We start from the raw sequence: 22088 nt of genomic DNA, 5'->3' as shown, positions 1-22088 counted from the left end.
CGGTGGTCCAGGTCTTCATCCAGCCCGCCTACGGCACCGCGGACGCCCGCCGGTACGGGGCGGAGTCGCTGGAGAAGACCGTGGACTTCCGCGCGTACGCCGACCTCCTCGACCCGGCCGACCTCGCCCGCCTGACCGCGCTGCACCGGAGCGGCCGGGCGCGGTTCTGGGGCGCCAAGGACAGGTACGACCGCCGGATGGACACCGTGCGCACCGGCGACGTCGTGCTGTTCACCGGCCGCAAGCACGTCCAGGCCGCCGCCGAAGTCGGACACGGCTTCCGCAACCCCGCCTTCGCACGGCGCCTCTGGAACCCGGACCCCGGGAAGTGCCTGTTCAGCAACGTCTACAGCCTGCGTCGCCACCGGCAGGTCGGACTGCCCTACGAAGCGCTCTGGGCGTTGCCCGGCTTCACCGCCGGCGACCACTTCATGGGCTTGCGCTTCCTGGACGACGCGAAGTCGGCCGCGGTCGTGGCGTTGCTCAGTTCGGCTGCTTGAGAACCGCCGGGCGGGCGAAGGGGTAGCCGGGCAGGCGGACGCGGCGCGCCCGGCGGTCGCTCAGCTCGACGTTCACCCCGGCGCACCACAACCCGGCCAGTCCCGTGTGGACGTCCGCTGTGGACACCGCGGTCAGGTCCGGGTGGACGGGGAACTCACCGCCGAAGCCGACGACGACGGCCGCCCGGTTGCCGCTGGCGACGGCGAGCAGCGCCGAGGCGTCCGGGAGCGCCGTGAGGTGCTTGGCCCACAGCCGGGTGTCGAGCGGGCGCCCGGCGGGCAGAATGCCTTCCGCGGTGGCGATCGGCACGACGGGCGGGGCGAAGGCGACGTCGTCGAGCGCGGCCGTGAGGGTGCCGCGGCCGAGGGCTTCGGCCAGGCGCGCGCCGTCGGCGACCGACAGCACCCCGGCAGCGACGGCGGCGGTCAGGTGCCCGGCACCGCGACCGGTCACGACGTCCGGAGCCGCACCACGGGCGGTGAACTCCCCGAGCAGCGCGTGCTGGTCGGCCGCCGAGCCGAAGGCGAAGACGACCCGGACCGGACGCGTCTGATCGACGACGCCGGCCGTTCCGGCACCGTCGCGCAGTGCTGTCACGGCGTCGGCGACGTCCCCGGCGACGACGGCGAAGCGGTGCGGGAACCGCTCGCGGCCACGGTCCAGCGTGGCGGCGACACCGGCGAGGTCGAGGCCGGGGGTGGTGGCGAGGTGCTCGGCCAGCTGCCGCCGGGCGTCGGCGAGCGCGGTGGGGGTCGCCGCGGACACGGCGATCACCTGCCGCCCGCCGATCACGGGAGTCGGTCCGGAGGCGGCCGCCGGCGCGGCGGGAGCCGGGGTGGGCTCGAGTGGCTGGGCCTGGCCCGCAGGACCGGCGGGCCGCGCCACGAGCCCCGAAGCGACTCCGGCTGGCGCCATGGGCTGCGCCACCGGTCCGGAATCCGGCGCCGAAGCCACTTCAGTCGGCGCCACGGTCCGCGCCACCGGAGCCGAATCCGGCGCCAAGGCGACTCCGGCCGGCCCCACGGTCTGCGCCACCGCCGGCCCCGAACCCGGCACCGAGACCCCTCCGGCCGGCCGCACCGCGGCGATGTCCGCCCCGGCCGTCACCAGTGCGACGTTCGCCAGCAACGCCACCTGGGCCCGCACCGTCGTGTGGCGCAGCAGCTCGCCGATCGTCGGGGCCGAGGTGAAGCGTGCCCGCAAGCCCGCCTGGAGCTTCACCAGGATCAGCGAATGGCCGCCGACGTCGAAGAAGTTGTCGTCCATCGTGAACGTGTCGTGTTCGAGCAGCTCCGCCCACGCCGCCCGCACCAGGTCCACAGTGGAATCCGCGACGACGACCACAGGAACAACGACTGGAGCGGCCGCGACCGGAACAGCTGGAGCCTCGGCCCCCACCTCAGGCAACCGGCGGCGGTCGATCTTGCCGTTCGGCGTCAGCGGCATCCGGTCCAGCGGCACGAGGTACCGCGGCACCGCGAACACCGGCAGCACCTCCCGCGCGTGCCGGCGCAGCTCCTCGACCGTGCCGCCCGGGCCGAAGACCACGTACGCCGCGATCTCCTTCTCCTTGCGGCTGTTCAGGCACACCCGGACGAACGCCGCCTCCACCGAAGCGTGCGCCGCCAGTGCCGACTCGACCTCGCCGAGCTCGACGCGCTGGCTGCGGATCTTCACCTGGTTGTCGTTGCGGCCGATGAACTCCAGCCGCCCGTCCGGCAGCCACCGCACCCGGTCACCCGTGCGGTACAGGCGAGCGCCGGGCACGCCGGAATACGGGTCCGGGACGAAACGCCGCGCCGTCTCGCGCGGGTTGCCCAGATACCCGCGCGTCACGCCGGTGCCGCCCAGCAGCAGCTCGCCCGGCACCCCGCGAGGCGCCTGGCGCATGGTCGCGTGGTCGAACACGACGTACCCGTCGGTCTCGGGCACGACCGAGCCGATCGACAGCGTCCGCGTGTTCTCCTCGATCGCCGTGATCGGCGTCCACGTCGAGGTGAACGAGTTCTCCGTCGGCCCGTAGCTGTGCAGCAGCGTCCCGGGCGCGCACCAGCGCAGCGCCTTCGCCATGTGCGGCACCGAGATGATCTCGCCCCCGAAGTACACCCGACGCAGGCCGGGGAACAGGTCGGGCACGTCCTCGATCAGCCGGTTCAGCAACGGCGTCGACACGATGAGCGTGGTGATCCCGCGCTCGCGGAACGCCGTCCGCAGCTCCGGCGGGCTCAGCGTCAGCTCCTTGTCGAAGATCACCAGCTCGGCGCCGTGGGTCAGCGCGCCCCAGACCTCGTAGGTCGCGCCGTCGAAGTTCAGCGGGGACAGCTGGGAGACGACGTCGGTGTGGTGCAGCGGCACGAAGTCGGGCCGGTCGAGCAGCCGGACGAACCCCGAATGCGGCCACACGACACCCTTGGGCCGGCCGGTCGAGCCGGACGTGTACAGCACGTTGAACACCGACGCCGGGTCGATCTCCACATCCGGCGGCGTCGCCGGGTGGCGCGCGGCCTCCGCGAGCGCCTCGTCGACGAGGTAGATCGGGCACTTGGGCAGCCGCACGCGCTCCACGAACCCGGGCGCGCCGATGACCAGCCGCGGCCGGGCGTCGTCGATGACCATCTGCAGCTGCGCGTCGGGGTAGGCCGGGTCCAGCGGCACGTAGGCCGCGCCCGCCATCAGCGTGCCCAGCCAGAACACCACCGACGTCGGGCCCGGCGGCAGCAGCAGCGCCACCAGCGACTCGGCGCCCGCCCCTTCGGCACGCAGCCAGTTCGCGACCGACGCCGCGCGCCCGACTAGTTCGGCGTAGGTGAGCACCTCGTCGTGGTAGCGCACGGCGACCGCGTCCGGCCGCAGCCGCGCGTGCCGGCGCACGAGGTCGGGCAGCAGGACGCGGTTGACCGGCTCGCGTTCGGTCTCCGGCCGGGCCGGCACGAACGGGTCGCACGCCGCCACCAGCGCACCGCAGCTCGACGCCGGGTCGGCGACCGCGTCGGTGAGGAGCGTGACCAGCTGCGCGAGCAGCAGCTCGGCGGTGCTGTCGCGGTACACCAGCGTGTCGTGGTCGACTCGCAGCCGGATGTGCGCGTCGCCCTCCAGCGCCGCCAGCGACAGGTCGTACTTCCCGGCGGCCGTCTCGTGCTCGACGACCCGGACGGTCGTGTCGCCGGCGGTCCAGGTCAGCTCCTGCTCGGGGAAGTACATGAAGACGCTGTTGTCGATGAGGGCCGAGCCGCCGTCGCGGCGGATTTCGCGCAGCCGCCCCGACGGCACGGCCGAGTGCTCGAGCGAGTCGAGCATCTGGTCGCGCACGCGGTCGACGAGCGTGGTGAACGACTCGGCGAAGTCGAGTCCGCTGCGCACCGGGAGCACCCGGGCCAGCAGGTCGACCCGGTCCTCGTTCTCGGTGGTGCGCGCGGCGAACAGCATGCCGGTGGTGCCGTCACCGGTGGCGCTCCACGCGTGCAGGAGGGTCAGCCACGCGCTCAGCACGACCACCGCGGGCGACGCGAGCCGGTCGCGGGCCACCGCGCGGACGCGGTCGAGGACGTCCCCCGCCAGCACCGTCTCGTGGAAACCGGCCACGCCGGGCACCGAGCCCGGGCGGTTGAGGTCCGCGATCGGCGCGAGCGACGGCGGCTGGTCGGCGAGCAGGCCCGTCCAGTAGGCGGCCGTCTCGGCCGGCGAGACGTCCACAGTGGACGGCTCGGCGGGCAGCGGCGCGTCCCACGGCGCGCGGCCGGCGACCCGCGAGGTGTAGGCGTGGACGAGGTCCCGCACGAGGATGCCCTGCGACCAGCCGTCGGACACGATGTGGTGCACGGCCAGCACGAACAGGGCGCCGTCGCCGGTGGTCAGCAGGGTGCCCCGCACGAGCGGCTCGGAGGCGAGGTCGAACGGCTGCGCGGCGATGGCCGCCGCCCACTCCAGTGCCTCCGCGCGGTCGTAGGGACCGGGCCGCCGGTGCTTGACGAACGGCACGGGCGGGCGGCGGTGCACCACCTGCACGAGCTCGCCGTCCTCGGTGTGGAAGGCGCTGCGCAGGTTGGGGTGCCGCTCGACGACGTCGTCGAGCGCGGCCCGCAGCGCCGCGACGTCGACGCCGGGGGTGAACTCCAGGTCGAGCGGGATGGTGAACCGGGCGGACTCCGGCTCCCGCTGCATGGCGAGCCACACCTCGGTCTGTTCCGCCGTCGCCGGCCTGCGCGCCTCGATCACGAGCGGTCCCTTCGGGAGGTCAGTTGCCGGCCTGGCGCCGCACGACGAAGTCGGCGATCGTGCTGATGGACCGGAAGTTCAGCGGCGTGAAGTCGGTGTCGGAGATGGCCACGCCGAACTGCTGCTCGCACCGGGCGCGCAGCTCGATGAACCCGAGGGAGTCGAGCCCGAGGGTTTCCTGCAGGCTGTCCTCGGCGTGGATGCCGTCGGCCGGGACGTCGACGTACAGGTCGGCGACCAGGATCTCGCGCAGCGTGTTCTCCAGGCTGGTCTTCGGCGACATGGGCGCTTGCCTCACTCTCGGGTTCCGGCGGGCAGGAGCGTGCCCGCCTGGTGCGCGAGCCGGTCGGTGGCCGGGGTCGGGATACCGCGCCGGCGGCCGGCCGCGTGGATCGGACCGGCGATCGCGTCGAGTTCGCCCGGCGTGCCGCGCTCGGTGTCCCGCTGCAGCGACGTGCGGGTCCGGCCGGGCGCGCGGGTCAAGGCGCGCAGCACGCGGCCGCGGTCGAGGCGGGCGCCTTCGGCCCGGCCCACCGCGACGGCTTCCTCCGCGCAGGCGAGCATCAGCCGGGTCAGGTCGTCGTCGGCGCGGACCCGCTCGAGCGGACCGGCGGCGCACGTCGTGGCGAGGGCGAGCGGGGCGAGGAGCGCGAGCTTGCGCCACAGCACGTCGGCCGCGGTCCCGCCGTCGGTGCAGCCGATCCCGGCCGCGGCCAGCGCCGCCGAGACGACGCCGGGCGGGCCGGCCAGCTCGATCTCGGTGAACAGCGACTCCTGCCGGACCTCGCCGGGGCCGGTCCGGGCGGCTTCGATCCGGATCGCGCCCGCGACCACCCGGTCGCCGAACCGCGCCCGCAGCGCCGGCAGGTGCCCGAGCCCGTTGAGCAGCGGGACGACGACGCCGGGTTCGGCCGCGACGCTCGTGAGGGCCTCGGCGAGGTCGGGCTGCTTGACGCAGATCCACAGCACGTCGGCGGGCTCGGTCAACGTGGCCGCGGCCGGGACCGCGGCGGTGAAACTCTCGCGGATCCCGTGGTGCACGGTCACGGTGCCGGGATACCGGGGGAGCGCGGCGGCCCGCAGCAGGAGCGTGACGGTTTCGCCGCCGCGGGCCAGTGCGGCGGCGAGGGCGAGCCCGACCCCGCCGCCGCCGAGCACCGCGTGCCGGCTCATGCGGACCGGCGGACCGAGCGGGGCGCGATGTCGCGCCAGGTACCGGCGATGTGGTCGAGGCAGGCTTCCTCGGTGCCGGCGAACCCGGCGGCGCGCCAGCCGGCCGGCAGTGCGAGCCCGGCCGGCCAGACCGAGTGCTGCTCTTCGTCGTTCACCACGGCGACATGCGTCGCACCGTCGTCTTCCGGCACTTCCGCCCCCACTTCGCACGCCACCGTTGCCGAATTCGACGTTAGCGACTCCTGGCACCCGCCCTTCTCCATTCCTGCGCATTCACGGAAGGCGGGCGGCGTGTCGGAAAACGTATTCTGGAATGCTGTGATCTGAACCACATCTGGTTTCTGTTGCCGTGCTCGACAGTGGACTGCCACCTTGTGAACCAAGGCATTCGCCGTCGAATTTCGCATGGGGGTTCCTTCGTGGCAGGGTCGGCAGGCGAGGACGGCGACCGCGAGGTGCGGACGCTGAATCCGTCCCAAACGAATCCGCGGCTTCGGTACGAATTCGACCGCGGCAGCGGCTACGAGGCCGAGATCAGGCTGACCGCCGCGCTCTCGGCCCTCATTCCCGAGGACGAGCTGCTGCACTCCGACCACCGCTTCTTCCAGATCGTGCACCTGCTGACCGAGTACTGCTGGGTCGCCGTGCACCACAGCCTGTGCGACCTGACCGAGGCCCTCGGCCGGGGTGACGCGATCGCCGCCGGACGGCTGCTCGTGCGGTGCGCCGACACCGCGTCGCTCACCGTCGAATGCCTGCGCGTCATGGGGAACTCCCTCACCCAGGTCTCGTTCCTGCGCATGCGTGACGACCTCGCCGGGGCGGCCTCCGGGCTCGCCTCGCCCGGCTCGCGCAACGTCCGCCGCGCCGCGCACGCCGTGTGGGCCGCCTTCGAGGAAGCCACCGCCGGCGCCGGGGTGACCCCGGCCGACCTGGTCGAGGCGACCCACCCGGACTCCCGTGCCGCCGGGCGCGTCGCGCAGCTCGCCGACGTCATGATCGGCATGCAGCGCTTCGACACCCAGGTCCTCGAGTGGAAGCAGGTCCACCTCAACCTCGTCTGGCAGATGCTCGGGGGCCAGCCCCGCGCCGCCGACGAAGCGGACGAGGACACCGACCGCCCGCGGAGCATGCGCGGAAAGTCCATCTCGGACCTGGAGCGGCTCGCCGTGCGCCCGCTGTTCCCCAAGCTGTGGTTGCAGAACACCGCGGTCTACCGCGCGATGAGCGCGGGGATCCCCGACGAAGAGGCGGCATGACGCAGGAAACGAACCACCCCGCCACGACCGCGCCCGCCGGACCGCCGCTGACGGTCCTGCCGACGCCGCGGGCCACGCTGCGGGAGGTCCCGTTCGGCGAGATCCGCGCGATCCTCGCCGGCGAACCGGCCGGGGAGCGCTGGGCGTGGGCGCCGGGCTACCCCTTCGACGGCACCGTCGGCGGCGCGAAGCTGGTGCTGCGGATGGTCACCGCGGACGCCTACCGCCCGGGGTTCGGCCTCTACCAGGTCGTGGACCGCGAGTCCGGGCTCGCCGTCGGCGACGTCGGGTTCCACTCCGCGCCCGACGCTGGCGGTGCGGTCGAGATCGGCTACGGCCTGATCGAGCCGTTCCGCGGCCGCGGGCTGGCGACCGAGGCCGTCGAGGCGCTGCTGGCGTGGACGTTCGAGCAGCCCGGCGTCACGGCGGTGCGCGCCGAGACCGACGAGGGTCACCTGCCGTCGCGGCGGGTGCTGGAGAAGACCGGGTTCGCGCTCGTCGGCACGGACGGCGAAACCCGCGAGTACGCGAGACGGCGGGAGCCTGGCTCATGACCAAGGTGGCGGTGTTCGAATCGGCCGACGCGTCCGCACTGCCGGACCTGCTCGACGCGGCCGCGGACTGGTGCGAGCTGGTCGTGGTCAACGCGGGCCCGCAGCCGTGGACCGCGGACGAGCGGGAGGGCCTCGCCGACCTGGCGGAGGTCCTCGACGCGGCCGGGTCGGACCCCGCCACGATCGCCGCGCAGCTGGCCGCCCTCGACGTCGAGGGCGTGCTGACCATGGAGGACGAGTGGATCCCGCTCGTCGCCGCGGTGGCCGCCCGGCTGGGCCTGCCTTACCACAGCGAGGCGACCGCGGAAGCGGTGACGCGCAAGGACGTCCAGCGCGCGATCCTCGCCGATACCGGGCTGGGCGTGCGCGCGGCGGCGTTCACCGACGAAGCCGGACTGGTCGCCGCGATCGCCGCCGTCGGGTTCCCCGCCGTGCTCAAACCGGTGCTGGGCAACGGAAGCTTCAACATCTTCCCCGTCGACGACGAGGCCGCCTTGCGGGCGGCACTGGCCGGCGCCGCCCGCAAGGCGGGCACGCAGCGGTGGCTGCTGGAGGAACGGCTGATCGGCGTCCCGCACCCGGCGGGGGACTGGCTCGGCGACGTCTTCTCGGTCGAGATGGCCACCCTGGGCGAAGGCGAGCACTGGCCGTTCTGGATCTCCGACCGGTTCCCGCTGCTCCCGCCGCTGCGCGACAGCGGCATGGGCGGGCCGTCGCTGCTGCCGTGGGACACCCAGCAGCTCGCCACCGAGCGGGCCGGGCGGATCCTGACCGCGCTGGGCGTCACCAGCGGGCTCGCGCACATGGAGTTCAAGCAGACCGCCACCGGGCCGCGGCTGATCGAGGTCAACGGCCGCCTCGGCGGGTTCCTGTCCTCGTTCGTGCCGCGCGTCAGCGACCTGAACCCGGTGCGGCTGGCCCTGGAAGTGGCCGTGGGCAAGGCCGAACGGCGCCCGCTGGTCACCACCGGCTACGCGGCCTGCATCTTCACCCAGTTCCCGCCGACCGCCCGCCGGCTCACCGCGCTCGCCGATCCCGCCGAGCTGCTGAAGGTGCCCGGGGTGTGGCGGGTCGACCCCCGCCGGGCGGTCGGCGACGCGCTCGACTACCGCACCGGCCTGCACGGGCGCCTGCAGAACGTGTGGATCGAGGGCGAGACCCCGGCCGCGTTCCGCGACGCCTGGGCGGCCGCGTCCGCGGTCGTCGCCGAGGGCAACCGATTCGAGTGAGGGGACGACGATGACGAGCGGCGTACCCGTGCTGTGCTTCCCGCCCGCGGGGGCGGGACCGAGTTTCTTCCAGTCGTGGGGCGAAGCGACCTCGGCGCTGCGGTTCGTCGCGGTCGAGCTGCCCGGCAAGGAGCGGCGGTTCGCCGAGCCGCCCGCGACCACCATGACCGGCCTGCTCGACGCGATCGCCGACGACGTCCTGCGCGAGGCCGGCACCGCCGGGCGGGTCGGCGTCTTCGGCCACTCCTTCGGCGCCCGGGTCGCCTACGAGGTCGCCCGGCTGGTGACCCGGATGCGTCCGGAAGTGGAACTGACGCTCTTCGCCAGCGGCGCCGAACGTCCCGGCGTCGAGCGGCCGGCACCGATCGCCGCGCTGCCCGATGAGGAGTTCGTGGTCGCCGTCGCCGAACTGGCCGGCTACCGGCACCCCGCGATGGACGACCCGGACCTGCGCGAGCTGCTGCTCCCCGGGCTGCGCGCCGACATCGCGGTCGACGAGACCCACCGCCCGGAGCACCCGGACCCGGTCGCGTTCCCGATCGTCTCGGTCCGCGGCGCGGACGACGAACTCGTGTCCGCGGCGGCGGCCGCGCGCTGGGCCGAGGTGACGTCGGCCGGGTGCACGACCCCCGAGATCCCGGGCGGGCACATGTACCTGGTCGAGCAGTGGCGGCCGCTGGTGGCGCTCATGGCGCGCGAACTGGCCGTGAGCTGCTGAAACGGGTGGGAGGAGAAGCCGTGCTGAACGTTCTGCGCCCGGTGCCCGCCGGGCTCGGCGACGGGACCGTGCGCGCCCGCGCCGTCGCGCTGGGCACCGCTCTGCGGTTCGAGCCGGTGCCGTGCCCCGCCGCGGACGGCGCGCGGTGGCGGGAACGCGAACTGGCTCGCGGGACCGCCGGGCTCGTCGTGCTGTCGTACGCCGACGGCGTCCGCGAGCTGGTCGCGACCGGGCCGGACGCCGAGGTACTGGCCCGCGCGGTGCTGGAAAGCCCGCGGACCGCGGAGCTGCCGGCGCACCTGGTCGGACCGTCGGAACAGTCCACTGTGGACCTCGGCTCGGCCGCGCCCGCCGACGTGCTCGCCGCGCTCCGCCTGGTGCTCAGCCGGTACACGCCCGGTGCCACGGTCGACGAGGACCAGCCGGTCGGGGTGTTCCGCAAGCAGGTCGCGACCGGCGCCGTACCCGAGGTCCTCACCGTGGGCGACGCGCTGACCGTGCAGGTCACCGGCGGCCGCGCTATCGCCGAGTTCACTGAGAACGGTGTCGCGGAATGGGCCGCGACCCAGCTCGCACAGCAGCTCACCGCCGTGCTCGGCGAACTGCGCGACGATGACCAGGACCGGCCGCTGGCCGACATCGCCTTCGACGCCGGCCCCGAGCCGCGGCCGGCGACCGCCGGACAACCCCGCACCATCACCGAAGTCTTCGCCGAGCAGGCCGCCCGGCGCGGTGCGGCGCCGGCGGTGTCGGGCGACGACCGCTCCTTCACCTACGCCGAACTCGCCGCGCGAGCCGAACGCTTCGCCGCCGGTCTGCGGGCCCGCGGGATCCGGCCCGGCGACCGGGTCGGGATCGTCCACGAGCGCGGCGCCGGCCTCGTCGCGCTGCTGCTCGGCGTGCTGCGGGCCGGCGCGGTGTACGTCCCGCTCGACCCCGCCTACCCCGAGCGGCGGCGCACCTACATCGCCGAAGACGCCGGGCTCGCGCTGGTGGTCACCGACGAGCTCGCGGCCGAGCTGCCCGCCGACGGCGAGGTCCCGGCCGGGCTCGCCGGACCCGGCGACCCCGCCTACGTCATCTACACCTCCGGCTCGACCGGACGGCCCAAGGGCGTCGTCGTCCCGCACCGCAACGTCGTGGACCTCGTCTCCGGCACCGCGGCCGACTTCGGGTTCGCCGACACCGACGTCTGGACGTGGTTCCACTCGGTGGCCTTCGACTTCTCCGTCTGGGAGATCTGGGGACCCCTGCTCACCGGCGGCCGGGTCGTCGTCGTGCCGGAGTGGACCCGCCGCTCGCCGGACGACTTCGCCGCGCTGCTGCGCGACGAGCGCGTCACCGTCCTCAACCAGACGCCCTCGAGCTTCGCGCAGGTGATCGAGACGCAGCGACGGCGGTTCGACGACCTGCCGCTGCGGCTGGTGGTCTTCGGCGGCGAACCGCTGGACGCCTTCGCGCTGCTGCCGTGGTTCGACCGCTACCCGGAGACGCGCTGCCGGCTGGTGAACATGTTCGGCATCACCGAAACGACGGTGCACGTCACCGCCCAGACCGTCACCCGGGCCGACGCCCTCGCCGGGTCGCGGTCGGTCGGCCGGGCGATCCCCGGCTGGGAGGTCCGCGTGGTCGACGCGCGCGGCCGCCGGCTGCCCCCGGGCGTGCCCGGCGAGATCGCGGTCGGCGGCGCCGGGCTCGCCCACGGCTACCTCGGCCGCCCGGAGCTGACCGCGGTCCGGTTCGTCCCCGACCCCGGCACCGGGCGGCGGCGCTACCTCAGCGGCGACCTCGGCCGGCTGCTGCCCGACGGGCGGCTCGAGCACCTGGGCCGGCTCGACAGCCAGGTCAAGCTGCGCGGCTACCGGATCGAGCTCGACGAGATCCGCAAGGTCCTGCTGGCCGAACCGGACGTCGTCGCGGCGGCGGTCGTGCTGGCCGCGCCGGGCACCGCCGAAGCCCGCTTGGACGCCTACGTCGTCGCGGCCGACGCCGATCTCGCCGGCCTGCGGACCCGTGCCGCAGCCCTGCTGCCCGGGTACATGGTCCCCTCGACGTTCACCGCCGTGCCCGCGCTTCCCTTGACCGTCAACGGAAAGCTCGACGAGTCCGCCCTGCCCGAACCGGTCCTCGGCGGCGCCGCGGCGGCCGAGCTCGACGAGGACGCCGACGTCGTGCTGAAGGCGTGGCGCTCGGTGCTGGGCGCTGCGATCGGGCCCGACGACCACTTCTTCGACAGCGGCGGGAACTCGCTGCTGGCCGCCAAGACCCTCGCCGCCCTGCGCCGCGCCGGCCTGACGGCCGGGATCCGCGACCTCTACGGCCACCCCACCCCGCGCCTGCTCGCCGCCCACCTCGCCGGAGAACCCGCACAGCAGAAGGAAGCGCAGCCGTGACCACACCGCACCCGCAGCCCGACCTTACCGCCCTCGTCCGCCGGAACTGGGCTCGCGTGCTGGGTCACGACCGGTTCACCGACGACGACTTCTACTTCTCCATCGGCGGCAACTCCCTCGGCGCGACGCGGATCATGGCGGCACTCGGCCGGGAGGTCGGCACCCGGCTGCCGGTCCGGATGCTGTTCGACCACCAGACGGTCGCCGCACTGGCCGGGGCGGTCGCCGCCCGGCTCGAGGCGAACGCGGCATGAAGGGCCTGAGCCGGATCGCCGCGCTGCCCCGGGCGGCGCGGCTGCTGATCTTCACCAACGGCGTCAGCGCGCTCGGCGCGGGCATGGTGATGCCGTTCCTCTGGATCTACCTCACCGAGGTCCGGCACCTGCCCACCTGGGTGCCCGCGGCGACCCTGGCCGTGCAGGCGTTCTCGGCGGTGTTCGGCGGCCTGGCCTACGGCGCGCTGCTGGACCGGCTGCCCTACAACGTCGTAGTGCCGCTGGCCAACGTCAACGCCGGGGTCGGCACGCTGCTGTTCGCGTTCGCCGGGCAGGCGTGGATCGCCGTCGCCGCCGCGATCGTGTTCGGGTTCGGCATCAGCGGGGTCGGCACCGCCGTGCGCGCGGCCTACGGTGCGACCACCAGCCCGGACCAGCGCGAAACCGCGTACTCGGCGGACTACGGCGTGCTGAACGTCGCGATGGGGATCGGCGTGATCCTCGGCGGGGTGTTCGCCGCGCTGGCCTTCCTCAGCCCGGTCGGCCGGTACTTCCTGATGTACTCGATCGACGCGGCGACGTTCTTCGTGATGGCCGTCGCGACCGTGCGGGCCCTGCCGAACCGCGTGCACCACGCCGCGAGCACCGGCGCCGTCCGCGGCAGCTACCGGGCCGTGCTGCGCTCACCGAGCCTGCTCGCCCTGCTGGCCGTCCTGCTGCTGTCCGCGCTGGTGTCCTTCGGCCAGTTCCGCGCCGGGCTGCCCGGCTACCTGACCCAGACCGGCGCCATCACCGCGAGCGGGCTGTCGTTCGCCTTCGCTGTCAACATCATCCTCTGCGCCGTGGTGCAGTTCGTGGTGATGCCGCACCTGGAGCGGTTTTCGCGGACACTGCTGGTCGCGGCCAGCGGCGTGATGTTCGCGGCCTGCTGGGTGTTCGTGCTGCTGGCCGGCGGCCACACCGGGATGACGGCGCTGGTGCTGGCGACGGTCGCGGTGATCCTGCTGTCGATCGGGGAGTCCCTGGTCGTCCCGCTGCTCACGACGCTGCTGAACAACGCCGTGGGCGAAGAGCTGCGCGGCCGGGCGAACGCGCTGTTCTCGATCACGCTGTCGACGAGTGCCGTCATCGGGCCGGCACTGGCCGGGGCCCTGCTGCCGTTCGGGTCCGGTGCCGCGTTCGTCGGCGTGATGATCGTCCTGAGCGTCGTCGCGACCCTGCTGGTGCTGGGCCTGCGCCGGTCGTTGCCCGCCGCGGGGGCGGAGCCGGAGATCATCGACGAAGTGGAGGCCGCGGCATGAGCGAAGGATCCGACGCGATCGCGATCATCGGCATGGGCTGCCGGTACGCCGGGGCCGCGAGCGCCGCGCAGTTCTGGGACAACCTGCGGGCCGGGCGCGACCGCTTCACCCGCGGCGGGCCGGTGCCGCCCGGTGACGGGCCGCGCGACATCCCGGCGTGGGGCTTCATCCCCGACCGCAACCTCTACGACGCCGGGCTGGTCGGCTACACGAGCGAGACGGCCGAGCGCGACCCGCAGCACGGCATGCTCTACGAGGCGTTCTGGGCCGCGGCCGAGGACGCCGGCGTGCGGCTCTCGGACATCGGCCCGTCGACCGCGGTCTACGCCGGGGTCGCCCGCACCAAGCACGTCGAGCGCGGCACGTTCGAGTCCACTGTGGACAGGGACGCCACGTTCGCCGGCCCGCACTTCTCGTACTTCCACGACCTGCGGGCCGAAAGCATCATGATCGACTCCTCGTGCGCGACCGGGCTGGTCGTGGTGCACCTGGCCTGCCAGAGCCTGCGGCTGGGCGCGTGCGACTACGCGCTCGCGGGCGGGGTCGCGGTGATGGACACCGACGGCAGCTACGAGTACACACCCAACGGCATCTACTCCAGCGAAGGCGTGTGCCGCCCGTTCGACCGCGCGTCCACCGGCACCGTCCCCGGCGACGGCGTCGGCGCGGTGCTGCTGCGCCGGCTCGACGACGCGCTCGCCGACGGCGACCCGATCCACGCGGTGATCCGCTCGAGCGCGGTCGACAACGACGGCAGGCAGAAGGCCGGGTTCACCATCCCCGGCGTCGAAGGCAAGATCCGGGTCGTCGCCAAGGCACTGGCCGGCGCCGGGCTGACCGGCGCGGACCTCGGGTACGTCGAAGCGCACGGCGTCGGCATCCCGATGAACGACGAGATCGAAGCCACGGCGCTGACCGAGGCCCTCGGCTCCGCCGGCCAGCCCCTCGCCGTCGGCTCGGTCAAGGCGAGCATCGGGCACACCGACACCGCGGCCGGGCTGGCCGCGCTGATCAAGACGGCGTTCACCGTCGAGCACGGTTTCCTGCCCGCCACGCCGAACACCGCCGACCCGATCGAGGAGCTGACCGCCGGCGGCGACCGGTTCTCCATCGTCCCCGAGGGGCGCGCGTGGACGCCCGACGGGCCGCGCCGCGCCGGGGTGATGTCGGCGGGGATCGGGGGCACCAACGCGTTCGCGATCGTCGAGCAGGTCCCGTGCTCTCCGTGACCGGAACCGCCTGGCACACCTCGCTGGGCGCCGGCCGCGAACAAGTCTGGCAAGCTCTGCTCGCCGGGCGGACCGGGCTGCGCGTGGTGCCCGGGACGAACAAGTTCCGCAGCTTCGTCGCGGGCCCGCTGCCGGACGGGCCCACCGAAGGAAGCGCCCGGGAACGGCACGTCGAGCTGGCCACCGTCACGGCCGAAGCCGCGCTGAGTGACGCCGGGCTGCGGGCCGGGGACACCGATCCGGTGCTGGTGCTCGGCACCAGCCTGGGCCCGCACATCGACGACGCGGACCCCGGGTCGCTGCACGACTGGGCCGCCGAAGTGGGCAAACGGCTCGGGCTGACGCGGCCGCCGGTGTCGCTGTCGACGGCGTGCTCGTCGGGCGCCGACGCGATCGCCGTGGCGGCGGACCTGCTGGAAGCCGGGTACGCGGACATCGCCGTCGCCGGGGGCGTCGACCTGCTGACCGAAGGCAAGCGGCTCGGGCATTCGCTGCTGGGCACGCTGTCCCCGACGACGCACCGCGCGTTCGACGCCGACCGGTCCGGGATGCTGCCCGGCGACGGCGCGGGCTACGTCGTCCTCGAACGGACCGACTCGGCCCGGCGCCGCGGCGCCCGGGTGCACGGGTACCTGCGGGGCTGGGGTTCCACCAACGACGCGGACGGCATGACCGCGCCGAAACCCGACGGTGAGGCCGCCGCGCGGGCCGTCCGGCGGTGCGTCGACGTCGCCGGGCTCGACTTGGCCGACGTCGCGGTCGTGAACGCCCACGGCACCGCGACCGTCCTGAACGACCAGGCCGAAGCCACCTGCCTGTCGGGACTGTTCGGCCAGGTGCCGCGGCCGCCGGTGGTGTTCGCGACCAAGGGCGCGCTGGGGCACTCGCTCGGCGCGACCGGCGTCATCGAAGCCATCACGCTGCAGCTGGCCCTGCGCGACCGGACGGTGCCGCCGGTACTGGGCCTGGTCCGGCCGATGCCGGAGCTGCGGCTGCCCGTCGCCCGGGACGCGCCGCGCCGGTTCACCGGCGGGTTCGGCATCAGCCTGACCCTCGGTTTCGGGGGGTTCAACACCTGTCTGCTGGTCGAACGGGGGGACGATGCCTGAGCCGGTCACCGCGACCCGCACCCCGGACGCGCCCCGGCCGCCCGGCGCCCCGGTCCGCTACGCCGACGCGTCCGCCTGGCTGGTGTGCGACCTCGTCGGTGCGGTCCTGCGCGACTGGCCGGGGCCCCACGAGCAGGTCGGCGTCCTCGGCGTCAGCGAATACGCCACCGGCGACACCCTGCGCCGGGTCGCCGACGACGTCGCCAAGAAGGCGATCTCGCCCCTGCGGTTCGTCGCGGCCAGCCCCGGGACGCTCGTCGGGCTGAGCTGCCTGCGCTACGGCCTGCACGGGCCGAGCCTGCTGCTGACGATGCCGCCGGCCGACGGGCTGCCCGTCGCGCGGGTGCTCGCCGCCCGCTGGCTGACCGGCGCGGCACCGGCGGTGCTGCTGGTGACCCACCAGGTCGAGCGCTCGGGCACCCACCGCGGAACCTGCGAACTCCTGGAGGCGGCGTGAACGGCACCGCGGTGACCGAGCGGGAGGTCGAGGACCTGCTCGCCCGGACGACCTGGCCCGGCGCCACCGAAGGCTGCCCTGGCGTCGGCGAGCTCGCCGCCCGGTTCGCCGCGGCCGGCCTGGCCCCCGGCTCGGTCGTGCTGGTCGCGCTGCCCAACGGCACCCGGCTGATCCGCGTCTTCTTCGCCCTCGTCCTCGCCGGGCTGGTGCCGACGCTGCTCGCCGCGTCGACCCCGGCGACGCGGCTGCGCGCCACCGCCCGGCGGCTCGGCGCCGCGGCCCTCGTCCGCCCGGCCGGGATCGGCACCGGCGAGACCGACCAGGTGACCGTCACCCGCCTGGCCGAGGGCCCGCACCGGACCCACCGGCCCGGGCAGGCCGTCCTGCTCACCTCCGGCACGTCCGGGATGGCCACCGGCTGCCTGCACGACGTCACCGCGCTGCGGCGCAACGCCGCCCGCCACGCCCGCGCCATCGGCCTGACCGCGGCCGACCGGATGCTGATCACGCTGCCGATGCACTACTCCTACGCGCTGGTCGCGCAGGTGCTGGCCGGGCTCGTCACCGGCGCGTCCCTGGTCGTCACCGGCCCGCCGTTCACCCCCGCCGGCTACCGCGACGTCGTCGCCGCCCACGACGTCACCGCGTCCGCGCTGACCCCGCTGCTCGTCGCCGACCTGCTGGCCGACGGCGGCCGGCTGCCGCCCGGCCTGCGGGCGCTCGGCGTCGGCGGCCACGCGCTCGCCCCGGCCCGCACCGCCGCGCTGCTGGCCGCGAACCCGGACCTCGAGCTGTACCTGACCTACGGGCTGACCGAAGCCGGGCCGCGGGTGTCGACGCTGGCCGCGCACCGCGAGCCGCCGGGCCGGTTCGCCTCGGCCGGCACCCCGCTCGACGGCGTCGCGCTGAGCGTGCGCGACGCCGGTCGCGGCCCGGCCGAGCAGGAGGTGCTCGTCACCGCCGACACCGTGTACCGGGCCAAGGTCGGGGTCGAAGGCGGCGTGTCCCGGGGAAAGCTCGTCGGGCCGGACACCATCGCCACCGGCGACGTCGGCCGCCTCGACGACGACGGCTACCTGTGGCTCACCGGGCGCCTGTCCGACTTCGCGATCGTGCGCGGCGACAAGGTGTCCCTCTCGTCGGTGCGCAAGGCGGCCGAGTCGCTCGACGGTGTCCTGCGCGCGGTCGTCACCCCGCCCGGCGACGAGAACGCCGGTGCCCTCGGCCTCGCGATCTACGTCGACGAGTCCCGGTCCCTGTCCGAAAAGGACATCCGGCGAACGTTGTACCCGCTGCTGACGGCCAACGAACGCCCCGGCGAGCTGACCGTGCACCCGGTCGCGGCCGGCAGCCTGCACAAGTAGGGGAGAAGGCCATGGAGTTGCTCTGCGTACCCGGGGCCGGCGGTTCGGCCCGTGCCTACCGCCCGTGGGCCGCGGCACTGGCCCCGGAGATCACCGTCCGCGCACTCGACCTGCCGGGGCGGGGCAAGGCGGCACGCGAAACCCCGGCGCCGACGCTCGCCGGGACGGCCGCACAGCTCGTCGAACGGATCCCGCGTGAGGGCCGCTACGCGCTGGCCGGGCACAGCATGGGCGGCCTGCTCGCCTACGAGATGGCACGCCGGATCTGCGCGACGGACACGTTGCCGCGGCCGGAGTTCGTCGTCCTCGCCGGGGTCCGGCCCCCGCACCTGATCTCGGCCGCGGAGTTCAACCGGCTCGTCACCGCTAGCGACGACGACTTCCTCGGCGGGCTCGTCGCCCTCGGTTTCCTCGACCCGGTCGCCCTGCAGTCGCCGATGCGGGGCCTGTTCGTGCCGACCCTGCGCGCGGACCTGGCGCTCGTGGCGGGCTACGAACCGGGGCCCGTCGAGCCGCTGCCGGTCGACCTGTTCGCCTGGTACGGCCGCGCCGACCCCACCGCGCCCGGGACCGCCGTCGAGGAGTGGGCCCGCTACACCGGCGCCCGGTTCGAGGCGGCCGCCTTCCCCGGCGGCCACGACTTCCCGTTCGAGCGGCCGCCCGCGGTGGCCGAGCGCCTGCGAGCGCACCTGAGCGTCCACTGAGGACGTTCCCGACCACAAGGAGGCACCATGTCGGCCACGATCGACCACATCCCGGGCCGGTTCGCGGACTGGACCCCGCCGCGGGACCTGCCGTTCCACTGGCACATCTACGACGTCGGCAGCGCCCTGCCCACCGGCTGGGCCGAGGAGCTGCTCGACGTGGCGGCCCGGCAGGCGGACCGACGGAGCTTCCGCCCGACCATGACCACCGCCCGCGAGACGCCCGACGCGATCATCCCGCTGGAGTCGGTCGACGGCGAGGTGCTCGTCGAGCAGGCGCCGTGGGTGAACGAGCTCTACACCGGCTGGTTCCGGCAGCTGGGCGAGCGGCTGATCGACGAGCCGCTGGAGCTGACCAGCACCGCCAACCGCGCGCTGAGCCTGAACGTGCAGCGTGGCATCACCATGCGCTACCCGTGCCACGTCGACAGCAACCCGATGGAGGGCCTGCTGTACCTGACCGACTGCACCGAGGAGACCGGCGGCGGCCTGGTCGTCTCCCGCAACCGCCACGCCCGCGACGTGTCCGAAGTGGACGAAGACGCGGCGGTCATCCTCCCGCGCCGGGGTCAGCTGTTCTTCTTCGACGCCCGCTTCCACCCGCACTACGTCCAGCCACTGCGCACCGACGACGCCCTGCGCGCGGTCGTCACGATGAACTACTACACGCGGTCGATCCCCGAGGCCGTGCGCCCGGCGGGCCTGGACGACCAGCTGTTCGGCTCGCGATGACGCTGCTGGTGCTCTCCGGCGCCGACGTCCGCGCGGCGTTCCCGCCGAAGGAAAGCCTCGCGCCGATGCGCGAGGCCCTGACGACGCTCGCGCGCGGCGAGGCGCACCAGCCGCTGCGCCCGGTCGTCGCCCCGGAGGGTGCCGCGGGCCTGCTGGCGATGATGCCGGCCTACACCGCGGCCGCGGGCTACGGCGTGAAGATCGTCTGCCTGTTCGAGGGCAACACCGCGCTCGGCCTCGACGCCCACCAGGGCGCGATGCTGCTGTTCAGCAGCGAGACCGGGGAGGCGCTGGCGCTGCTGAACGCGTCGGTGCTGACCGAGCTGCGCACCCCGGCGGTGACCGCGGTGGCGACCGAGGCACTCGCCCGCCCGGACGCGGCGGACCTGACGGTGTTCGGCATCGGCGTCCAGGGTGCGGCCCACATCCGCACCCTCGCGGCGGTCCGTCCGCTGAACCGGGTGCGGGTCGTGGCCCGCGACGCCGCACGAGCTCGGCAGGTCTGCGCGTCTCTGTCGGCCTCGTTGGCAGTGCCGGTGGACGTGGCCGCGTCCCCGGAGGAGGCCGTCCGCGCGGCCGACATCGTGGTGACCGCGACCAACGCGGTGTCGCCGTTGCTGCGGCGGGAATGGCTGCGCCCGGGCACGCACGTCAACGCGGTCGGCTCGTGCGTCCCGCACACCCGTGAGCTGGACACGGCGACGATGGCCGGCGCGCGGGTGTTCGTGGACTCGATCGAGTCGGCGACGCACGAGGCGGGCGACTTCCTGTTCGCCGCGCGCGAAGGCGCGATCGGACCCGGGGACCTGACGCCGCTGGGTGATGTCCTGCTCGGCCGGGTCCCCGGCCGCCAGACCGAGGACGAGATCACGGTGTTCGAGTCGGTGGGCGTGGCGGTCCAGGACCTGGCGGCGGCGCGGTTCATCCACGCGAGGGCGGCGGAAACCGGCGGCGGGACCAGGGTCGAGTACTGACTCCGTTAGGTTCGTCGCATGGAGACTTTCGCCCCGCGGACCGCCCCGGCGGTTCTCGAAGACCTCCGCACCCGGCTGCGCGCGACCCGCTGGCCGGACGCGCCCGAGGACGCCGGGTGGTCGGCCGGCGCCGACGTCGACTACCTGCGTGAGCTCGTCGCGTACTGGGCGGACGGCTTCGACTGGCCCGCCCGCGAAGCCGAGCTCAACGCGATCCCGCGGTTCACGACGTCGGTCGGCGGCCACGACATCCACTACGCGCACGTCCGAGCGGCGGGCGGCCCGGCGCTCCCGCTGGTGCTCACCCACGGCTGGCCGGACTCGTTCTGGCGCTACACCAAGGTGATCCCGCTGCTCACCGATCCCGGCGCGCACGGCGCCGACCCGGCGGACGCCTTCGACGTGATCGTCCCCGACATCCCCGGCTTCGGGTACTCCTCGCGCCCCGCGACGCCACTGGACTCGATCGCCGTCGCCGGGCTGTGGGCCGAGCTGATGACGAAGCTCGGCCACCCGCGGTTCGGCGCGGCCGGCGGGGACCTCGGCAGCCACGTCAGCCGCTACCTGGCGCTCGACCACCCCGACCGGGTGGTGGCGGTCCACCGCACCGACGCGGGCCTCCCGATCTTCACCGGCGACCGGGCGGACCTGACCCCGGAGGAGCGCACCTGGATGGCGGAGGTGACGACGTGGGGCGCGGCCGAAGGCGCGTACGCGGCGATGCACCGCACGAAGCCCCAGACGGCGGCGGCCGCGCTGAACGACTCACCGGCGGGCCTGGCGGCGTGGATCGTCGAGAAGCTGCAGTCCTGGAGCGATGGTTTCCGCTTCACGCAGGACGAGATCCTGACGAACATCACGCTCTACTGGCTGACCGAGACGATCGGCTCGTCGATGCGGATGTACCGCGCGAACGCGGCGATCCCACCGGCCCAGCTGGCCCGCCGGGTGGAGGTGCCGTCCGGGTTCGCCCTCTTCCAGGGCGACATCGTCCGTCCGCCGAAGGCCTGGCTCGAGCGGTCGGCGAACACGGTCCGCGTGACCGAGCCGGAGCGCGGTGGGCACTTCGCGGCGTTCGAGGAACCGGAGATCTACGCGCGGGAGCTGCGGGAGTTCTTCCGCCCCTACCGTTCGTAGCGGCCATCGACGGGAGGAACCGACCCGGGCGCGCGACGGCGCCGTCATCGAGGTCCTCACCGACATCATCCGGACCACGGGTGTGGTCGTCGCGGCGGTGGCCGGGCTGGCGATCGCCGGGGGAGCCGGCGGCATCGGGGCCTCCGGTGGTGCGGCGGGCGGGGCCGCGTCGGAGGCGCTGGCCGGGAACAGCGCCGGCGATGTCGTCGACTCGCTGCCGGGCCGCTCGCTCAAGACCCGCAACGCCGAGGCGCGCGAGTCGGCCAAGCGCGGGAAGTCGAAGGAAGCGTGGAGCCAGCTGAAGTTCAAGGAGCTCAAGCGCGAGGTCCGGCGGCTGGAGCGCGAAGGCGACTGCGTCGCGGCCGCCTCGGGCCGGGTCCGGGAGTTCCTGGTCAAGACCCCTTGCACAGGACTGGACCGGATGCTGCTGGCCGTCGGGGACGGCCACGGCAACGCGGCGGTCGTCTCGGTGGTCCGGGTCGGGTTCCGCGCCAAGAAGCAGGCCGCGGACTTCGAGAAGGTCGAGGCCGTGCAGGGCAGCGGTGACGTCCGGCCGCTGGAGATCGCGGCCGTCCTGGGGATCGCCGGGATGCGGATGACCGGGCTGCACTACCGGTCCCGGCCCGACGGCTACGGCATGGTCGTCGCCGAGGCCGACACCGCGACCGGCCACGTCGACGGCGCGACCTTGGCCGCGCTCGCCGATGTCGCCGCCTACCTGCCGGTGAAATGATCAGCCGAACTGCACCGATTCCGATTCTCGGCACCTGCTAGATCAAATTCCGGAAACCGGCGAAAACCAACTTTAGTCGGATTCTTCGGGG

General features: G+C 74.1%; 21 protein-coding genes. 17 read left to right on the top strand and 4 right to left on the bottom strand.

What is annotated here, in order from left to right:
- The first annotated feature begins 2 nt into the window (after positions 1–2).
- Positions 3–500, top strand: coding sequence for a hypothetical protein (locus ACZ7PG_RS39050; protein ID WP_470244225.1), 498 nt, complete (start codon positions 3–5; stop codon positions 498–500).
- Here ACZ7PG_RS39050 and ACZ7PG_RS39045 read toward each other — a convergent pair.
- From ACZ7PG_RS39045 to ACZ7PG_RS39030, 4 genes are read right to left on the bottom strand one after another with little or no spacing between them, the layout of a single operon-like run.
- A complete protein-coding gene (locus tag ACZ7PG_RS39045) occupies positions 484–4716 on the bottom strand; it encodes a non-ribosomal peptide synthetase (RefSeq protein WP_470244224.1) in 4233 nt (1410 codons plus the stop codon). The two genes, ACZ7PG_RS39050 and ACZ7PG_RS39045, sit on opposite strands and share 17 nt — an antisense overlap.
- Before the next feature lie 19 nt (positions 4717–4735).
- Positions 4736–4999 (bottom strand): acyl carrier protein, encoded by a 264-nt coding sequence (locus tag ACZ7PG_RS39040; protein ID WP_470244223.1) that lies wholly within the window; start codon positions 4997–4999, stop codon positions 4736–4738.
- 11 nt (positions 5000–5010) lie between these two features.
- A complete protein-coding gene (locus ACZ7PG_RS39035; protein WP_470244222.1) occupies positions 5011–5889 on the bottom strand; it encodes a ketopantoate reductase family protein in 879 nt (292 codons plus the stop codon).
- Positions 5886–6296: an MbtH family protein gene (locus tag ACZ7PG_RS39030; RefSeq protein ID WP_470244221.1), complete on the bottom strand. Its 411-nt coding sequence runs from the start codon at positions 6294–6296 to the stop codon at positions 5886–5888. Before ACZ7PG_RS39030 ends, ACZ7PG_RS39035 begins: the two co-directional genes overlap by 4 nt.
- Before the next feature lie 12 nt (positions 6297–6308).
- Here ACZ7PG_RS39030 and ACZ7PG_RS39025 point away from each other — a divergent pair, with 12 nt between their 5' ends.
- The 16 genes from ACZ7PG_RS39025 (at position 6309) to ACZ7PG_RS38950 (ending at position 21997) form a co-directional block, all read left to right on the top strand.
- Positions 6309–7148 carry a hypothetical protein gene (locus ACZ7PG_RS39025; protein WP_470244220.1) on the top strand — a complete coding sequence of 280 codons (840 nt, stop codon included), beginning with the start codon at positions 6309–6311 and terminating at the stop codon, positions 7146–7148.
- Positions 7145–7702, top strand: a complete 558-nt coding sequence (locus ACZ7PG_RS39020) for a GNAT family N-acetyltransferase (protein ID WP_470244219.1) — start codon at positions 7145–7147, stop codon at positions 7700–7702. The genes ACZ7PG_RS39025 and ACZ7PG_RS39020 overlap by 4 nt, the downstream gene beginning before the upstream one ends.
- On the top strand, positions 7699–8931 hold the full coding sequence (locus tag ACZ7PG_RS39015) for an ATP-grasp domain-containing protein (protein WP_470244218.1): 1233 nt from the start codon (positions 7699–7701) through the stop codon (positions 8929–8931). The genes ACZ7PG_RS39020 and ACZ7PG_RS39015 overlap by 4 nt, the downstream gene beginning before the upstream one ends.
- 10 nt (positions 8932–8941) lie before the next feature.
- Entirely contained in the window at positions 8942–9649 is a 708-nt protein-coding gene (locus ACZ7PG_RS39010) for a thioesterase II family protein (protein ID WP_470244217.1), read from the top strand.
- 20 nt (positions 9650–9669) lie between these two features.
- On the top strand, positions 9670–12042 hold the full coding sequence (locus ACZ7PG_RS39005; RefSeq protein WP_470244216.1) for a non-ribosomal peptide synthetase: 2373 nt from the start codon (positions 9670–9672) through the stop codon (positions 12040–12042).
- Complete coding sequence (locus ACZ7PG_RS39000; RefSeq protein ID WP_470244215.1) at positions 12039–12296, top strand: acyl carrier protein; 258 nt, start codon at positions 12039–12041, stop codon at positions 12294–12296. The genes ACZ7PG_RS39005 and ACZ7PG_RS39000 overlap by 4 nt, the downstream gene beginning before the upstream one ends.
- Entirely contained in the window at positions 12293–13558 is a 1266-nt protein-coding gene (locus tag ACZ7PG_RS38995; protein WP_470244214.1) for an MFS transporter, read from the top strand. Before ACZ7PG_RS39000 ends, ACZ7PG_RS38995 begins: the two co-directional genes overlap by 4 nt.
- A complete protein-coding gene (locus tag ACZ7PG_RS38990) occupies positions 13555–14787 on the top strand; it encodes a beta-ketoacyl [acyl carrier protein] synthase domain-containing protein (protein ID WP_470244213.1) in 1233 nt (410 codons plus the stop codon). Before ACZ7PG_RS38995 ends, ACZ7PG_RS38990 begins: the two co-directional genes overlap by 4 nt.
- Positions 14784–15896, top strand: a complete 1113-nt coding sequence (locus ACZ7PG_RS38985; RefSeq protein WP_470244212.1) for a beta-ketoacyl-[acyl-carrier-protein] synthase family protein — start codon at positions 14784–14786, stop codon at positions 15894–15896. Before ACZ7PG_RS38990 ends, ACZ7PG_RS38985 begins: the two co-directional genes overlap by 4 nt.
- Positions 15889–16353 (top strand): hypothetical protein, encoded by a 465-nt coding sequence (locus ACZ7PG_RS38980; RefSeq protein ID WP_470244211.1) that lies wholly within the window; start codon positions 15889–15891, stop codon positions 16351–16353. Before ACZ7PG_RS38985 ends, ACZ7PG_RS38980 begins: the two co-directional genes overlap by 8 nt.
- Positions 16350–17717 carry a class I adenylate-forming enzyme family protein gene (locus tag ACZ7PG_RS38975; protein WP_470244210.1) on the top strand — a complete coding sequence of 456 codons (1368 nt, stop codon included), beginning with the start codon at positions 16350–16352 and terminating at the stop codon, positions 17715–17717. The genes ACZ7PG_RS38980 and ACZ7PG_RS38975 overlap by 4 nt, the downstream gene beginning before the upstream one ends.
- 11 nt (positions 17718–17728) lie before the next feature.
- Entirely contained in the window at positions 17729–18421 is a 693-nt protein-coding gene (locus ACZ7PG_RS38970; protein ID WP_470244209.1) for a thioesterase II family protein, read from the top strand.
- 27 nt (positions 18422–18448) lie between these two features.
- Positions 18449–19153 (top strand): 2OG-Fe(II) oxygenase family protein, encoded by a 705-nt coding sequence (locus ACZ7PG_RS38965; RefSeq protein ID WP_470244208.1) that lies wholly within the window; start codon positions 18449–18451, stop codon positions 19151–19153.
- The gene (locus ACZ7PG_RS38960) at positions 19150–20127 is read left to right on the top strand and encodes an ornithine cyclodeaminase family protein (protein ID WP_470244207.1); all 978 of its coding nucleotides are present in this window, start codon (positions 19150–19152) and stop codon (positions 20125–20127) included. The genes ACZ7PG_RS38965 and ACZ7PG_RS38960 overlap by 4 nt, the downstream gene beginning before the upstream one ends.
- An 18-nt stretch (positions 20128–20145) precedes the next feature.
- The gene (locus ACZ7PG_RS38955; protein WP_470244206.1) at positions 20146–21264 is read left to right on the top strand and encodes an epoxide hydrolase family protein; all 1119 of its coding nucleotides are present in this window, start codon (positions 20146–20148) and stop codon (positions 21262–21264) included.
- Between the two features lie 82 nt (positions 21265–21346).
- Complete coding sequence (locus ACZ7PG_RS38950) at positions 21347–21997, top strand: hypothetical protein (protein WP_470244205.1); 651 nt, start codon at positions 21347–21349, stop codon at positions 21995–21997.
- Positions 21998–22088 lie beyond the last annotated feature (91 nt).

Source organism: Amycolatopsis sp. NPDC114504 (assembly GCF_055633595.1).
This window is presented reverse-complemented; position numbering and strand designations above follow the sequence as displayed.

What these genes read in the sequence shown, in the direction of transcription:
- ACZ7PG_RS39040 (WP_470244223.1), bottom strand. Translation starts at nt 4,999, where the DNA reads ATGTCGCCGAAGACCAGCCTGGAGAACACGCTGCGCGAGATCCTGGTC.
- ACZ7PG_RS39035 (WP_470244222.1), bottom strand. Translation starts at nt 5,889, where the DNA reads ATGAGCCGGCACGCGGTGCTCGGCGGCGGCGGGGTCGGGCTCGCCCTC.
- ACZ7PG_RS39030 (WP_470244221.1), bottom strand. Translation starts at nt 6,296, where the DNA reads ATGCGAAATTCGACGGCGAATGCCTTGGTTCACAAGGTGGCAGTCCAC.
- ACZ7PG_RS39020 (WP_470244219.1), top strand. Translation starts at nt 7,145, where the DNA reads ATGACGCAGGAAACGAACCACCCCGCCACGACCGCGCCCGCCGGACCG.
- ACZ7PG_RS39015 (WP_470244218.1), top strand. Translation starts at nt 7,699, where the DNA reads ATGACCAAGGTGGCGGTGTTCGAATCGGCCGACGCGTCCGCACTGCCG.
- ACZ7PG_RS39010 (WP_470244217.1), top strand. Translation starts at nt 8,942, where the DNA reads ATGACGAGCGGCGTACCCGTGCTGTGCTTCCCGCCCGCGGGGGCGGGA.
- ACZ7PG_RS38995 (WP_470244214.1), top strand. Translation starts at nt 12,293, where the DNA reads ATGAAGGGCCTGAGCCGGATCGCCGCGCTGCCCCGGGCGGCGCGGCTG.
- ACZ7PG_RS38990 (WP_470244213.1), top strand. Translation starts at nt 13,555, where the DNA reads ATGAGCGAAGGATCCGACGCGATCGCGATCATCGGCATGGGCTGCCGG.
- ACZ7PG_RS38980 (WP_470244211.1), top strand. Translation starts at nt 15,889, where the DNA reads ATGCCTGAGCCGGTCACCGCGACCCGCACCCCGGACGCGCCCCGGCCG.
- ACZ7PG_RS38970 (WP_470244209.1), top strand. Translation starts at nt 17,729, where the DNA reads ATGGAGTTGCTCTGCGTACCCGGGGCCGGCGGTTCGGCCCGTGCCTAC.
- ACZ7PG_RS38965 (WP_470244208.1), top strand. Translation starts at nt 18,449, where the DNA reads ATGTCGGCCACGATCGACCACATCCCGGGCCGGTTCGCGGACTGGACC.
- ACZ7PG_RS38960 (WP_470244207.1), top strand. Translation starts at nt 19,150, where the DNA reads ATGACGCTGCTGGTGCTCTCCGGCGCCGACGTCCGCGCGGCGTTCCCG.
- ACZ7PG_RS38955 (WP_470244206.1), top strand. Translation starts at nt 20,146, where the DNA reads ATGGAGACTTTCGCCCCGCGGACCGCCCCGGCGGTTCTCGAAGACCTC.